A 16,175-nucleotide genomic window follows, 5' to 3' on the forward strand; every position below is an offset into this window, starting at 1 on the left:
ATGGCGCCGTCGCCCGCCGCCCCGTCCCTGCCTCCGGCGGCCCAGACCCAGGAGCCACTTATGGCCAAACCATCGCGCCGCATCACCCTCAATGACGTCGCCCGCCTTTCCGGCGTTTCCTACCAGACCGTCTCGCGGGTGATCAACAGTCACCCCTACGTGGCCCAGGAAACCCGCGAGCGCGTCCTGGCAGCGATCAAGAAGCTGGACTATCACCCCAACCGGGCCGCCAAGAGTCTGGTCACCCGGCGCTCGCATACCATCGCCATCATCGCTTTTGGCATGGCCTATTATGGCCCGCTGCAGATGCTACTCAACATCGAAAGCGCGGCCAAAGCCGCCGGGTATGACCTGATCTTCTCCACTGTATCCGAAATGTCAGTCCAGAGCTTCCGGGACGCCATCGAGCGCCTGGCCGGCTGGCATGTCGATGGCATCGTCGCCATCACCCCGGTCTGTGGCTGCAACACCGATGAGTTGTATGTCGCCTGCGGCAGCACCCCCCTCGTGTTGATTGATACCTGCCTCGGCCAGCACGTTCCCTCGGTAGTGATCGACCAGGGCTACGGCTCCCACCTGATTACCCGCCACGTGATTGAGCTGGGCCACACCGCCATCGCTGAACTGAGTGGCCCGCTCAACTGGTACGGGGCGGAGGCCCGCCATAGCGCCTGGCTGCAGACCATTCAGGAAGCCGGGCTGACTCCCGGCCCCAGCATCGCCGGCGATTGGAGCGCCCGCAGCGGCTACGAGGGGGCGCTGGCGCTGTTGAAGATGGGCGTGCGCTTTTCCGCGCTGGTGGTCGGCAACGACCAGATGGCCCTGGGGGCGGTGCAGGCGTTGCGCGAACGCGGCCTGCGCGTCCCGGAAGATGTGTCGGTCACCGGCTACGATAACCTGCCGGAGGCTGCCTACTTCAACCCGCCTCTGACCACGATCTGGCAGGACTTCAGCATCGTCGGCCAGCGTAGCGTGGAGATGCTGATCGATCGGATTGCCGATCCCGCCGCCCCGGCGGAGCAGCGGGTGATCTACCCCCGTCTGATCATCCGCGAAAGCACGGTTCCTTTCCAGGGCTGGTAAAGAACAGGAGAACTATTAGCTGATTGACAACCGACAGAGACTATGCTACGTTGAGTGCATATGTGAACGTTGACAGAAATGGACACCTTGCGCGCGCCAACGTTGGTTAGCTTCCCCGGACGTCACCCTCAGGTCCACACCTTGACGCCCAGAACCAGCCGGGCGCGACCAGTATTTTTATCTTAGATAACAGGTATCCGCAGAAAGCATCATTAGCTAGAAAGAGTCTTCCCCATGATCGATCTCAGCAAGTACGAGATTTGGTTCCTTGTCGGCAGCCAGAAGCTCTATGGCCCGCAGGTGCTGGAACAGGTGGCCCAACACGCCCAGACGATCGTCCGGGCGCTGGATAGCTCCCCGGCCATCCCCGCCCGTGTGGTCTACAAGCCCGTCTTGACCACCGCCGAAGAGATTCAAGAGGTTTGCCTGGCGGCCAACAGCGCCCCCAACTGCGCGGGCGTGATCACCTGGATGCACACCTTCTCCCCGGCCAAGAACTGGATCGCGGGGCTGAAGGCGCTGCAAAAACCGCTGGCCCACCTGCACACCCAGTTCAATCAGGACCTGCCCTGGGCCACCATCGACATGAACTTCATGAACCTCAACCAGTCGGCCCATGGCGACCGCGAGTACGGCTTCATGGTCAGCCGTTTGCGCCTGAACCGCAAGGTGATCGTCGGCCACTGGGAAGACCCGGAAGTGCACGCCCAGATCGGCGCCTGGGCGCGGGCTGCCTGTGGCTGGCTGGATAGCCAGAGCATGAAGGTGGCACGCTTTGGCGACAACATGCGCTTCGTGGCCGTGACCGAAGGCGACAAGGTCGAAGCGCAAATCCGCTTCGGCTATCAGGTCAATGGCTACGGCCTGGGCGACCTGGCGGCTTACGTCCAGCAGGTCAGCCCGGTTGAGGTTGACACGCTGATTGCCGAGTACCTGGACACCTACGAGGTGGCTGCTGAACTGCGACCCGGCGGCGCGCGCCATCAATCAGTGCGGGATGCCGCCCAGATTGAGGTCGGGCTGCGTCGCTTCCTGGCGGATGGCGGCTTTACTGCCTTCACCACCACCTTTGAGAACCTGCACGGCCTCAAGCTGCTCCCCGGCCTTGCCGTGCAGCGTCTGATGGCCGAGGGCTACGGCTTCGGCGCTGAGGGCGACTGGAAGACGGCGGCGCTGGTGCGCACGATGAAGGTGATGAGCGCCGGTCTGAACGGCGGCACCTCCTTCATGGAAGACTACACCTACCACCTGAATCCCGGCGGGATGTGGGTGCTGGGGGCGCACATGCTGGAAGTCTGCCCCAGCATCGCCAGCGGCAAGCCCCGCCTGGAGGTGCATCCGCTGAGTATCGGTGGCAAGGAAGACCCGGCCCGTCTGGTGTTCGATGCCCGGCCTGGCCCCGCTCTGAACGTCTCTATCGTGGACATGGGCAACCGTCTGCGCATGATCGTCAATACGGTAGATGTCGTCGAACCACCTGCGCAGATGCCCAGGCTGCCGGTCGCCCGCGCCCTGTGGCGGCCACATCCCAACCTCAAGGTCGCGGCGGCGGCCTGGATCTATGCCGGTGGTGCGCATCATACCGGCTTCAGCCAGGCGCTCACCGTTGAGCATATGCAGGACCTGGCCGAGATGGTGGATGTCGAATTCCTCCTCATCGACGAAAAGACCGATCTGCGTCAGTTCAAGAACGAGATTCGCTGGAACGAAGCCAGCTACTAGGCGCGAAAAAGGCCCCGGTTGCGCAGGCGTAACTGGGGCCTTTGACCAGCCGGTGAATGGAATAAGGCGATGGCAGCGAATGAAGAGCAACCCATCCTGTTGGAGATCCGCAACATCACCAAGCGCTTTCCCGGCGTACTGGCGCTGAACCGGGTTAGCATGCAGGTGCGCCGGGGCGAAGTGCATGCCATTGTAGGGGAAAACGGCGCTGGCAAATCGACGTTGATCAAAATCCTCTCTGGCGTTTACCAGGCCGATGAAGGCGAAATCGTGTTCAAGGGCGAGCGAGTGGCCTTCACCAATCCTCGCCAAGCCCAACTGGCAGGGATCACCACCATCTACCAGGAACTGAACCAGGTCCCCTTGCTCTCGGTGATGGAGAACATCTTCCTGGGCAGCGAGATCATGCGCGGCCCCTTTGTGGACTGGCAGGAAACGCGCCGGCAGGCCGCAGCGTTGCTCAGTAAATTGCGGCTGGACATCGATCCCACGATTCAGTTGAGCAAGCTGGGCGTCGGCCAGGCCCAGATGGTGGAAGTCGCCAAGGCGCTGCGCCATGAGGCCGACCTGATCATCATGGATGAGCCAACCGCCGCCCTGAGCCTGCGCGAGATCGACAACCTGTTTGAGATCATCCGCGAACTGAAATCCCACGGCGTCGCGGTGATCTACATCAGCCACCACCTGGAGGAAGCATTCAAGGTCTGCGACACCATCACCGTCCTGCGCGATGGCGAGCATATCGCCACCAGACCCGTCAGTGAACTGAACGTCGACGAACTCATCCGCTTGATGGTAGGGCGCACCCTGCACGATCAGTTCCCCAAGCAGATCGCCCCCAAGGGTAAGGAACTGCTGCGCGTCGAACACCTCAGCCAGGCCGGACGCCTGCATGACATCAGCTTCTCGGTACACGCCGGGGAAGTGCTGGGCGTCGCCGGGCTGGTCGGGGCGGGACGCACCGAGCTGATGCGGGCCATCTTCGGCGCCGATCCCATCGACAGCGGCGACGTTTACGTCGAAGGACAGAAGATCACCATCCACAGCCCTCGCGACGCCATCCGCAACGGTATCGCCCTGCTGACCGAAGACCGCAAACAGCAGGGGTTGCTGCTACATCTCTCCGCCCGCGAGAACATCACCATCAGCGTCCTGGATCGTTTCGCCCGCGGCCCCCTGATCGACCGGGCGCGGGAAACGGCGCTAGCCAGCCGCTTCGTGGAAGAGATGGCGATCCGGGTCTCGTCGCTGGAGCAAATCGTCCGCAACCTTTCCGGCGGCAACCAGCAAAAGGTCGTCTTCAGCAAATGGATCGCCACCCAACCCCGCGTGCTGATGTTCGACGAGCCGACGCGCGGTATCGACGTGGGCGCCAAGGTGGAGATCTATCGGTTGATCAACGATTTCGTGGCCAAAGGCGGCGCCGTGATCATGGTCAGTTCCGAATTGCCGGAGATTCTGGGCATGAGCGACCGGATCATGGTTGTCCACCGGGGCCGCGTGACCGGCTTTCTTGACCGCGAAGAGGCCACTCAGGAGCGCATCATGGAAATGGCTACCGGTTACGCGGATAGCGGGAACGGGTCTCACAACAATGGCCGACAGATGCAGAGGGCGATATGACAACCCAAACACGTGTGGCGGAGCAAAAGCAAAGCAGTGTCTCACCGGGGAAGCAGCTGAGCAGGCTCCTTTCGAACATGGGGCCGCTGCTGGTCTTCTTGATTATGTTTGCGATCCTGTGGATTCTATCACCAGCCTTCCGCTCACCCACCAGCCTGAGTCTGCTGCTACTGGAGACGGCGGCGATCGCCATCGCCGCCGCCGGACAGACCTACGTGATTATGATCGGGGGCATCGACCTGTCCGTCGAGGCGATGGTCTCCTTTAGCGGCGTGGTCTCCGCGATCCTTATCGCCGGGACGAACATCGCCGGTGGGCAGATGGCTAACGGCATCCCGGCCATCTACGCCATCCTGATCGCCGTCAGCGCGGGGCTGTTGATCGGTCTGTTCCAGGGCAGCCTGATCACCTGGTTCCGGATGAACCCGCTGATCGTGACCCTGGGCTTCCGTAGTATCCTGCTGGGCATCTCGCTGGTCTGGACGAATGGCGCCGGGATCAACATCAACCGCACCGGCGTCCTGGAAGTCATCACTGATCGCATCCCCCTCTTTGACCGCTGGAACATCCCCGTGCCCTTCCTGATCGCCCTGGGGATTTTCGCCATCTCGTGGGTGGTGCTGCGTCAGACGCGCTTCGGGCGGCACACCTACGCCCTGGGCAACAACAGCGAGGAAGCAGCGCGGCTTTCCGGCATCAACATCAATCGCGTGAAGATCATCATCTACGGCATCAGCGGCACGCTGGCGGCCATTGCCGGGGTGCTGGTCATGGCCCGCCTGCGTTCTGGCGCCTACCAGAATGGCACCAACCTGACCCTGATGACCGTCGCCGCGGTGGTGATCGGCGGTACGCCGTTGACCGGCGGCAAAGGCGGTGTGTGGGGCACGATGGTCGGCGTGTTCATCATCCGTATCGTCGAACAGGGCATGGTCTATCTGAGTGTGCCTTCCAACGCCAAGGAGATCGTACTGGGGATTATCATCGTACTGGCCGTGATGCTGGACGTCATCCGCCAGGGTGAAGTCCCCTGGCTGCGGCTGCGCCGGGGCAGCACCGAATCCTAGCCGCTTTACAGCAGTAGAAACGCCGATGCGGGAGGGGGAAAAGCGGGCCTCCCGGCCAGCACCAGGCTCGCTGCAGACCCCACCCGAATAAACCACTACTGGGTTGTCCCCTCGTGGCAACACGGGGCTTTAAAAAGTCCGTTTCATTAGAGGAGGCAGTAAAGATGCGCAGGTTCGCCCATATCATGCTTTTCGTTGTATTGGTCCTGGCGATGGCCGTGCCAACCGTCAGCGCAGGCAAGGCCCAGCAGGAAACGCACTATGTCGGCTTCGTGCCGCCCGCATTGACCAGCCCGTTCCATGTGGCGATGGTGGAAGGTGCGCGCGCCCGCGCCGCTGAACTGGGCTGGACGCTGGAAGTCCAGGCCCCGGCCAGTGAAGGTGACTTCGCCTCGTTCGTCACCACCGTCGAGCAACTGCTCCAGCTCGGCGTCGAGGCCATCAGCATCAACCCCATCGGCACCGACTCGGCCATCTCCGCCGTGCTGGCCGCCAACGAACGCGGCGTGCCCATCCTGGCCCACAACTTCATCACCCCCTTCTCTGAGGGCAAGGTCGAAACCTACATCGGCTACGACCAGTGGGGCGGCGCTGAGAAACTGGCCGCTTATACCTGCCAGTTGATCGCCAACAAGTACGGCACCACCCCCGCCGAGACCACCGGCAAGGTCTTCATCCTCGAAGGTATCGATAGCATCTTCTCCCATCGCCGCACCGGCGGCTTCCTGGCCGGCCTGGAGAAGAACTGCCCCAATGTCGAGGTCGTCGGCTCCCAGAGTGCCGAGTGGCTGCGCACCCGTGGCCAGGAAGTCGCTGGCATCGCCCTCCAGCAGAACCCCGACATCGACGTCTTCTACGGCAACAGTGACGAAATGGCCATCGGCGCCGCCCTCGCCGCCCAGGACCTCGGCCTGGTCATCAACGAGGACTTCTTCGCCGTCGGCATCGATGGCAACCAGCCCACCCTCGACCTCCTGGCCGAAGGTCAGTTCAGCGCCACCCTCGGCGTCGACCCCTTCCGCATGGGCGTCGCCGTCATTGACGCCATGGCCGCTATCTTCGCCGGTGAGGAAGTCCCTCAGATCACCCTCACCCCCTCCGTCGTCGTCACCCCGGATAACCTCCAGGATTACCTCGACGGCAAGCTCTGGACGGACCCTGTCCCCGGCTTCCCGGAGTACGATAACGGCCTGCCCACCGTCCCTGAGGAGTAGGTAGTAATGCCTGGCCAGGCGGCGCTGTCCCACGCTGGCGGACGGGCCAGCGCCCCCGGCCAGTCTGCTATAAGCAGGCAGGGGTATGCACGTGCATGCCCCTGCTGTTGTTTCCGGTTAGGAAGAGGCAAATCGTGAAGGAGAACGTTATGAACCAGATGGTGATCAATGCCGACCTGGGCCACAAGACCATCAGCCGCCACATCTACGGGCACTTTGCCGAGCACCTGGGCCGTTGCATTTACGACGGAATCTGGGTTGGCGAAGAGTCGCCCATCCCTAACACGCGTGGCATCCGGAATGATGTGGTGCAGGCGTTGCGGGCGATCAACATCCCCAACCTGCGCTGGCCGGGGGGCTGCTACGCCGACGCCTACCACTGGCGGGATGGCATCGGCCCGAAGGCACAGCGCCCGCGCACGATCAACTTCCACTGGGGAAACGTGGTGGAAGACAACAGCTTCGGCACCCACGAGTTCATGGACCTCTGCGACCAGCTGGGCTGCGAGCCGTACATCTGCGGCAATGTAGGCAGTGGCTCCCCGCAGGAAATGGCCGAGTGGGTGGAGTACCTGACCTTCGACGGCGACAGCACACTGGCCAACCTGCGCCGGGCCAACGGGCGGGCCGAACCCTGGAAGATCCGCTTCTGGGGCATCGGCAACGAAAACTGGGGCTGCGGCGGCTGTATGAAGCCGGAACACTACGCTGACCTCTACCGCCAGTTTCAGGTTTATGTCCGCAACTACAGCGGCAACAAGATCATGAAGATCGCCAGCGGTATGGGCGGCCCGTATATTTACGGGACTGAGGTACTGATGCGCGATGTCTTCAAGGTGCTCGGCCCGCGTGCCATCGACGCGCTGTGCCTGCACTACTACGTTTTTATGCGGGAGACAGACTTCTCCGCGACCGAATTCGGCGAGGATCAGTGGTTTGTCGTCCTGCAGAAGGCGCTGGCGATTGAGGACAGCATCAAAGAGCACATCGCCATCATGGACTACTACGATCCGGGCCAGCACGTCGGTCTGATCGTCGACGAATGGGGCACCTGGTACCCGCCCGAACCGGGCACCAACCCGGCCTTCCTGTACCAGCAGAACACCCTGCGCGACGCCCTGGTGGCCGGTTTAACGCTCCACATTTTCCACAACCACTGCGACCGTGTCCGTATGGCCAACCTGGCTCAGACGGTCAATGTCCTGCAATCCCCCATCCTGACCCAGGGGGAGAAGATCGTCCTCACGCCCACGTATCATGTCTTTGAGATGTTCAAGGGCCACCAGGATGCCACGCTCCTGCCGCTGGAGCTACAGGTTGCCGATTACACGCTCAACGGCCAGGCCATCCCGGCAGTGAGCGCCTCCGCCTCGCAGAGCGCGGCAGGTGACATCCTGTTGACGCTGTGCAACCTGAACCCGGCTACCGCACAGACGATCACCTGCGAGTTGCGCGGGGTGCAGGCCGCCTCGGTCAGTGGACGAATTCTCACCGCCCCGACGATGACCGCCCACAACACGTTTGAGCAGCCGGATGCCGTCCGCCCGGCCCCGTTCCACGGCGCGCAGATCGCCGACGGCAGGCTCCTGATCGATCTGCCGGCCAAATCTGTCGTAGCCCTGACGATCAAGTAGGCTCATCCCTCAAAGCCTATCGCAGGAAGCAAAGGATAAGGCCCGGTTGCACCGGGCCTTTTCTGGCTTTGTGGGCTGGCGACGACGCAAAAAACAGCGTCAGGAGTCCTTCTTTTCCAGCATGTGGGCTTTATCTGCCGCGCCCGCTGTGGCGCGGGCTTCTGCTTCGGTGCGGGCCATCTCCTCCACCGTCCGGACGGGCAGCCGGGCAGCGCCCTGCCAGTCGCGCAGAGGGACGCGGGTACCGTTGTGCTCGTGGGCAGCCAGCCGCGCCGCCGCCTCCGGGATAGCCGCCGCGTACTGGGGCAACCAGGCTGCCTGCGCTACCAGCATCTCATCGACCATCTGCCACACTTCCTCCGGGTTGCAGACGGCGCCGACCAGCGGGTCGTGGAGCATGGCCTGCTTGAGCAGCGTGACATCGCCGTGGACGGCGGCTTCCATGGCCATCTCCTGGACGCGCACACTGGCCGCGCAGGTGGCCGCGCAGGCCAGCGGCAGATCGCCGATCACCGGCATGTTGATCCCGGTACGATCGACGTAGCCAGGGATTTCCACCACGCAGCCATCCGGCAGGTTGGTGATGTGCCCCCGGTTGATCACGTTGAAATGGCCGCGGTAGGGACGACCGGTCTCCAGCGCCTCGATGATATACGAGGCATGCTCCAGGCTGCGCATGGCCGGCTCGATGACCGGCGGTTCTTCCCGCAGCCAGTTGGGGAAGTCGGTCTCAAACCAGTTGCGGCTCTCCGTGCACACGCGCAGGTAGCCGCCGGTCTCGCCGTTGATCCAGACCGAGAGGTCAATCCAGCGGGGCAGCTCTTCCGGGCGCTTGCGGTACCAGGGCACGTACTCGCTCAGGTGGCCATTGGATTCGGTGCTGTAGTAGCCAAAACGTCGCAACACATCGATCCGCACCTTCTCCGTCGTGGGAAAGGTCGGGTGCTGCTCGAACATCTCCAGCATCAGCGGGATCAGGTCGATACCCCGCCACTCGGCTTTGATGTACCAGGTCTGGTGGTTGATCCCCGCCGCCACGATAGGCACATCCTTGATCGAGACGGTCTCATCCGGCCCGATCAGGCCCTTGCGCCGCGCCCAGTGCTCGACAACGCTGGCGATCTGCTGGTGACCGGCCTGCACACCGTGGCACAGCCCAACGGTCGGCACGCCGCCGTACTTGTTGCAGGCCCAGACATTCATCGCCATCGGATTGACGTAATTGAGGAACAGTGCGCCGGGCTTGGCCACCTCGCGGATGTCCCGGCAAAAGTCCAGCAGCACCGGGATGGTGCGCTGGCCGTACATGATCCCGCCGGCACACAGCGTATCACCCACACACTGGTCAACGCCGTACTTGAGCGGGATGTCGATATCCAGCTGGAAAGCTTCCAGCCCGCCCTGGCGGATCATGCAGATGACGTAGTCAGCGTCGGCGACCGCCCGGCGGCGGTCGAGGGTGGCTTCAATGGTGGCGGGCAGCCGGTTGGCGGCGATATCCCGCCGACAGAGCTGGGTCACCATGTCCAGGTTACGCTGCGAAATATCCGTGAAGGCAAAGCGGGTATCCTGAAATTCGGGGACGGTCAGCAGGTCCTGCATCAAACGGCGGGTAAAACCGATCGACCCGGCGCCGATCATGGCGACTTTGAGGGGCATCTTCTCCATCCTTGGTGCACGTATCCAGACTGCGCATGGTTGCCCCTACTGTACATCACCTGGCCCGCCACGCCACGACGAACATCACAGGGTTCGCTGGAAGAAGAGGATCGTCCGGCGCATTGCCTGGTCAAAGTACGGCGAGTCGATGTTATGCCCGCCGCCCTCATATTCGTAGAACTCGTAAATTTTGTTATGGTCAGCTAGCACTTTGACCAGGTCATAGGAGTAGCCGATGTTCACCACGTCATCATTGACCGCGTGATGAATCTGCAGCGGGGCATTCAGCAGGTCGATGTTGGCGGTCAGCGACACGGCCCGCCAGAACGGCTCTTCGGTATTCGGGCGGCCATACGTTTCAAACAGCTCACGGGAACGCCGGAAGGCGGGCAGCCGCTCCAGCACATCGCGGGTGGCCGACGGATCGGAGATCGCGTAGCGGGAGAAGTCATCGTAGCTGTACACCGCCCCGGCCCAGATCACGCCCGCCTTGATCGCCGGCTCGATCAGCATGGCCCGCAGTACCAGGTTGCCCGCCATGCTATGCCCCCACATACCAATGCCCTGCGGATCGACAAAGTCCAGCGTCTGCAGGCTTTTGAGCGCAGCGATAGCGTCGATGGTGTAGGCGGGCGAGAAATACGACCCCGCCGGTTCGCCCTCGGAATCGCCATGTCCGCGCAGATCGATCTTGAAAACGACAAAACCGGCCCGCGCCAGGGCGTCCACATAGGCGACATAACGCTCGGTAGTGCGGTAGTTTGCCGGAGGGATGAACCCGTGATTGAAGACGATGGCCTTGAAGCCGCCATAAGGCGCATTGCCAAAGGGCACCGTCAGCAGGCCGTAGATCCGGTTACCTTCGGAAACATAGCTGGCGATGTAACGGTGGTAGTTGGCGCCGTCTTCCAGCGTCTCCTCAAACGTGATCTCGCTGCCTGCGATCTCGCGCTCCAGCAGAGCGGCGATGGTCAGTTCCTGCCCGATCTCAAACGTAGTTGGCCCCTGGGCCAGCAGAATACCGCCGGAGCCAAGACTGGCAACCAGTACGACGAGCAGCAACGCCGCGTGGCGGGCACGGGTCGCAGGGTGTGATGGGATCATAGGGCTGGTCCTCCAGTCATCACCGGACGATTCCAGGCACTGCCAGGGCCCGGTGTGGCCAGTATACCCGTGCAACCGCGCCCGCCGGAGGTTTTCTTAGCCTGTTCTCATGTGCCACGGCAACATGCGTGCCAGCACAACATCTGCCAATGATTCGAGCGGTAAGACGTTTGTCTGCCCGGCCAATCCGGGGTATCATCAGCCTGTACGACCGCTTTGCTCCGCGATATTCGTGCACCCCATACCAGCCCTTGACCGCATCCCGCAATCGATCGCGCTTTTCTCCCGGCCAGCCAGCCGGGAGAAAACAGGTGATGACAGGCATCGTTCGCTGGCATTTGTTCATTTGACCCACCGGGAGTTTAATGACGCATGACCACTACCCGTTCAGAGTACCCCTTTCAGCCTATCCCATTCACCCGGGTGAGCATTCAGGATTCCTTCTGGCTGCCCCGCATCGAGACCAACCGACAGGTGACGATCCCCTACGACTTCCAGAAGTGCGAGGAAACCGGGCGCATCGACAACTTCGACAAAGCCGCCGGGAAGATGCCCGGCCCGCACACGGGGTGGCAGTTTAACGATTCCGATGTCTTCAAGGTCATCGAAGGGGCGGCCTACGCCCTACAGGTGCAGCCCGACCCGGAACTGGAAGCCTACATCGACGGCATCATCGAGAAGATCGGCGCCGCCCAGGAGCCGGATGGCTACCTCTACACCGCCCGGACGATCGACCCGGAGCATCCCCATGAAGCCGCCGGCCCGACCCGCTGGTCCAACCTGGTCATGAGCCATGAGCTGTACAACTTTGGCCACATGTTTGAAGGCGCAGTCGCCTACTACCAGGCCACCGGCAAGCGTGCCTTCCTGGATATCGCCCTGCGCACCGCCGACCTGCTCTGCCGGACGTTCGGACCGGACGGCCTGCACGCTGTGCCGGGGCATCAGGAGGTCGAGCTGGGGCTGGTCAAGCTGTACCGCCTGACCGGGGAAGAAAAGTACCTGAAGCTGGCCAAGTTCTTCCTGGATGAGCGCGGGCGCCCGCACGGACGGGAGTTGATGCAGGCCGTCGGTAACCCCGGCTATATGCAGGATCACCAGCCGGTAGTCGAGCAGCGCGAAGCAGTCGGCCACGCTGTGCGAGCAGTGTACATGTACTCCGCCATGGCCGACATTGCCGCCCTGACGGGTGACCAGGACTACCTGAATGCCATCAAGGCAATCTGGGAAAATGTTGTCACCAGAAAGATGGCCCTGACCGGCGGGCTGGGCGCTCGCCATACCGGCGAAGCCTTCGGCGACGATTACGAGTTGCCCAACCTGACCGCCTACAACGAGACCTGCGCCGCTATCGGCAGCATCTTCTGGAACCATCGGCTGTTCCTGCTGGAAGGCAAATCCGCCTACTACGACATCCTGGAACGGACGCTGTACAACGGTTTCCTCTCCGGCGTCTCGCTGGAAGGCAATACCTTCTTCTATGTCAACCCGCTGGAATGCGACACCAAGTTCCACTTTAACAGCGATCACACCATCACCCGCCAGCCCTGGTTCTGGTGCTCCTGCTGCCCGACTAACGTGGTGCGTCTGATGCCCTCGCTGCCTGGCTACATCTATGCCGTGCGCGATGACCGCCTGTACATCAACCTATACATCGGCAGCCAGACGGCAGTCGCGGTTGGCGGGACGGATGTGCAGCTCCGACTGGAGACCCGCTACCCCTGGGACGGCGCCATCCGGCTGCAGGTCGATCCGGCCCGGCCCGCCCGCTTCACGCTCATGTTGCGCGTCCCCGGCTGGGTCAAGGGTCAGCCCGTCCCCGGCGATCTGTACCACTACCTGGACGCTACCCCCGGCGCGGTGACGCTGCGGGTTAACGGCGCGCCGCTGGCCGCCGGGGAAACCGATGGCTACCTGACCATCACCCGCGACTGGTCAGCCGGTGATGTCGTCGAAATCGACTTCCCGATGCCCATCCGGCGCGTGCTGGCTCACCCGGCCATCAGCGACACTGTCGGCAAAGTGGCGCTGGAGCGCGGCCCACTGGTCTACGCGGCGGAAGGCATCGACAACAATGGCCGCGCCCTCGATCTGATCCTGCCGGATGACCTGCCGTTGCACGCCGAACACCACCCGGAGCTGCTGCACGGCGTGACCGTGATCCGGGGGGACGGCTTCATGGCCATCCCCTACTATGCCTGGGGGCATCGCGGTGTGCATGAGATGGCCGTCTGGCTCAAACGCGGCTGAGAGTCGCCGATCTCTCGCTGATGCTGGCAAGTCTGAGTGGAAAGGGAATTCCGCATGTCCATCCGTTACAGTCGCCGCCATTTTCTCCGCACCAGCCTGGCGCTTGGCGCAGGGCTGGGGCTGGGCTTGAGCGGTCTTCAGGCGCGTCGGGCGGGCGCAGCCAGCGCCCCGGAAGGAGGGCAGGCGATGACCCAGCTATCCGGCAGAATCTCGCCGGTACATGATCCGGCGATCATCAAGGCTGGCGACACATATTACCTGTTCTGCACGGCCACCGGCATTGAGGTGCGCAAGTCGACCGACCTGGTTGAATGGAAGATGGCCAGGCCGCCGGTCGTCTTTGGCAGCGTACCCGCCTGGGCTAGGGAGACGATCGGTGCCACCAACCTCTGGGCGCCGGATATCTCCTATTTCAACGACCGGTACCACCTGTACTACTCCGCCTCCACCTTCGGCAGCAACCGTTCCGCCATCGGCCTGGCGACAAACGTCACGCTCGACCGTGAGGCGGAGGGCTGGGGCTGGGTTGATCATGGCCCGGTGATTGAATCGTTCCGCACAGATAACTACAACTGCATCGATCCCAACCTGATCATCGACGAAGACGGTGTACCCTGGCTGGCCTTCGGCAGCTTCTGGTCAGGCATCAAGATGCGTCGCCTGGATTACGAGACCGGCATGCTCTCCAGCGAGGACGAGACGCTTTACAGCCTGGCTACGCGCCATGTCAGCTCCGGCTCGGTAGAAGCGCCGTTCATCATCCGCAAGGGCGACTACTACTATCTATTCGTGTCCTTCGACTTCTGCTGCCGGGGGGTGGATAGCACCTACCGGGTGATGGTCGGACGCTCGGAGAAGGTCACTGGCCCCTATGTCGACCGCGACGGCGTGGAGATGCTCGACGGCGGCGGCACGCAGGTCACCTTCCCCACCGAGCGCTGGCGCGGCCCCGGCCATAACTGCATCCTGCAGGACGAGGATCGCGACTACATCGTCTACCACGCCTACGACGCCCAGAATAACGGCACGCCTACCCTGCGCATCGACCCGCTGACATGGGATGACGACGGCTGGCCATTCATCGCGCCGCAGGAAGAGACAGAGGCTTAAGCCTGCTTGCCGGGGCATCACCCGTCAGGCGATCCCGGAATCGAACGCAGCGCCGGAGAGCTTTCGGCGCTGCGTTTTGTCTGGCGGCAGGACTCACCGGCGCGCTACAGGGCAGGCTGCTAGCGCTCCTGATAAAAGGTAGCATCCTGCAGGGCGCCGGCGGGGCTGGAATCTGCAGGCCGAAACAGGGCCACCACGCCGAACGTCTTGCCCAGATAGTAACCGGGGCGGCTATACGCCTCCAGCGAGATCAGGTTCTCGTCCGCCAGGCCGGGCCGGATCCACCAGGTTGCGTCAGCTTCATAGGTTTCTGAGCCGTCATCAGGCAGGACGAAAACGGCGTTGTTCTGGTGGCGCAGGAAAAAGCCTGGGAAGTTACGCGACTCGATAGATACTGCCTCCGGATCGGCCAGCCCGGGGCGGATGAGAAACTCCGAATCGGCTCGTGGAGAGACGCTGTAGTCGAACCGCGCGATAAAGCCCGAATGGCGCAGATAGCCCTCCGAATAGCTGGAGGGGCGGAAGCGCACAACATCCAGCGCAGGCAATTCTGGCAGCGGGTCAACGCCTGTGTCCCCGGAGGGTGCGGCGATCGGCTCGCCAACAGCAACCGGGATGCCAAAGTCCGGTGTGCCGTCCGCGTTCCAGGCGATCCGCTGCACGCGGGTCGTACGTCGGCCATCGCAGGCCCCCTCCGGGAAGTCCACCGCATGGTAGACGATCCAGTCTTCGGTGCCATCCGGCGACCTGAAGAAGCCGTTATGCCCAGGGCCAAAGACACCGTTCTCATCCGAGCGCTGGAAGACCGGCTCAGGATTCTTCTCCCATGAGGCAGGGTCCAGCGGATCACCGCCCCGGTAGGTCAGCATCCCCAGCTTATAGTCGCCGGTGGCGCAGGAACTGGCGGAGAAGATGATGAACGTCTGCCCGTCATGCTGGAGCGCTACCGGCCCCTCGTTGACCATCCCGCCGGAGGTCTCCCAGCGGTACGTGGGTTCGGAGATCAGCACTCCTGGCGCGCTGAGCGTCCAGGGGTTGCTCAGGGGGGCGATGTACACCGACTGGCGGGGGCCAAAGGCCGAATAGAGCAGGTATAGCTGCCCATTCAGCTGCAGGATGCTGCTGTCGATCATCCAGCGGTCGCCGGTCGGCTCCATGAGCTGGCCCTTGTAGGTATACGGCCCCAGCGGATCGGTTCCGGCGCTTTCCAGCACGTGGATACGCTGGTGATCGTAGTTGCCAAAGGGCTGCCCGGCAGTGTAGTAAAAGTACCAGCGCTTGCCGTTGGGGCCGTCCAGCAGGTGAAATTCCGGCGCCCAGAAGTTACAGCAACGCGATGGCTCTGTCTCAAAGTAGATCAGCTGCGGCTCAGCGGTCTTCAGCCCGGCCAGGGTGGGCGACTTGAGCATGTACCAGGCCGAGGCCCAGGTGGTCGCGGCCATGTAATAGTTGCCCTCGTAGTAGGTCAGCCAGGGATCGGCCCCGCCATAAGGGTTCAGCGGGTTGCGGAGTGTTCCCTGCTCGCCCGACTGGCCGGAGGCCATACCGACGGTCGCGGCCAGCAGGGCTACCACCAGGCTAATCTGCAGCAAGCGGGGCAAACGAAACAATCTGCTCATCTTTCCTCCTGTGAATGCGCTTTCAGTCAGCACGGGCAAAAATACGCGGGGGATGGGCTGCCCCACCCCCCGCCCGCCGGATCGCATCGC

General features: G+C 62.7%; 11 protein-coding genes. 8 read left to right on the forward strand and 3 right to left on the reverse strand.

Annotation, left to right across the window (positions count from 1 at the left end):
• The first annotated feature begins 60 nt into the window (after positions 1–60).
• From HPY64_09540 to HPY64_09565, 6 genes are all read left to right on the forward strand, one after another.
• Complete coding sequence (locus HPY64_09540) at positions 61–1,083, forward strand: LacI family DNA-binding transcriptional regulator (protein ID NPV67372.1); 1,023 nt, start codon at positions 61–63, stop codon at positions 1,081–1,083.
• A 234-nt stretch (positions 1,084–1,317) separates the two neighbouring features.
• The gene (araA, locus tag HPY64_09545) at positions 1,318–2,805 is read left to right on the forward strand and encodes an L-arabinose isomerase (GenBank protein ID NPV67373.1); all 1,488 of its coding nucleotides are present in this window, start codon (positions 1,318–1,320) and stop codon (positions 2,803–2,805) included.
• A 69-nt stretch (positions 2,806–2,874) separates the two neighbouring features.
• Complete coding sequence (locus tag HPY64_09550) at positions 2,875–4,428, forward strand: sugar ABC transporter ATP-binding protein (GenBank protein NPV67374.1); 1,554 nt, start codon at positions 2,875–2,877, stop codon at positions 4,426–4,428.
• Entirely contained in the window at positions 4,425–5,495 is a 1,071-nt protein-coding gene (locus tag HPY64_09555) for an ABC transporter permease (GenBank protein NPV67375.1), read from the forward strand. The genes HPY64_09550 and HPY64_09555 overlap by 4 nt, the downstream gene beginning before the upstream one ends.
• Before the next feature lie 164 nt (positions 5,496–5,659).
• On the forward strand, positions 5,660–6,709 hold the full coding sequence (locus HPY64_09560) for a sugar ABC transporter substrate-binding protein (protein ID NPV67376.1): 1,050 nt from the start codon (positions 5,660–5,662) through the stop codon (positions 6,707–6,709).
• Between the two features lie 149 nt (positions 6,710–6,858).
• Entirely contained in the window at positions 6,859–8,343 is a 1,485-nt protein-coding gene (locus HPY64_09565) for an alpha-N-arabinofuranosidase (GenBank protein NPV67377.1), read from the forward strand.
• Between the two features lie 99 nt (positions 8,344–8,442).
• On the opposite strand, the gene HPY64_09570 is transcribed toward HPY64_09565, so the two are convergent.
• On the reverse strand, positions 8,443–10,002 hold the full coding sequence (locus HPY64_09570; protein NPV67378.1) for an alpha-glucosidase/alpha-galactosidase: 1,560 nt from the start codon (positions 10,000–10,002) through the stop codon (positions 8,443–8,445).
• An 84-nt stretch (positions 10,003–10,086) separates the two neighbouring features.
• Complete coding sequence (locus HPY64_09575; protein NPV67379.1) at positions 10,087–11,106, reverse strand: alpha/beta fold hydrolase; 1,020 nt, start codon at positions 11,104–11,106, stop codon at positions 10,087–10,089.
• A 372-nt stretch (positions 11,107–11,478) separates the two neighbouring features.
• Between HPY64_09575 and HPY64_09580 the strand changes: the two genes are divergently transcribed.
• Positions 11,479–13,356: a glycoside hydrolase family 127 protein gene (locus HPY64_09580; protein NPV67380.1), complete on the forward strand. Its 1,878-nt coding sequence runs from the start codon at positions 11,479–11,481 to the stop codon at positions 13,354–13,356.
• 54 nt (positions 13,357–13,410) lie between these two features.
• Positions 13,411–14,466, forward strand: a complete 1,056-nt coding sequence (locus tag HPY64_09585) for an arabinan endo-1,5-alpha-L-arabinosidase (protein ID NPV67381.1) — start codon at positions 13,411–13,413, stop codon at positions 14,464–14,466.
• 119 nt (positions 14,467–14,585) lie between these two features.
• Here HPY64_09585 and HPY64_09590 read toward each other — a convergent pair whose 3' ends face one another.
• Positions 14,586–16,172, reverse strand: a complete 1,587-nt coding sequence (locus HPY64_09590) for a family 43 glycosylhydrolase (protein NPV67382.1) — start codon at positions 16,170–16,172, stop codon at positions 14,586–14,588.
• Positions 16,173–16,175 lie beyond the last annotated feature (3 nt).

It is taken from the genome of Anaerolineae bacterium (genome assembly GCA_013178165.1).
Classification (GTDB): domain Bacteria; phylum Chloroflexota; class Anaerolineae; order Aggregatilineales; family Ch27; genus Ch27.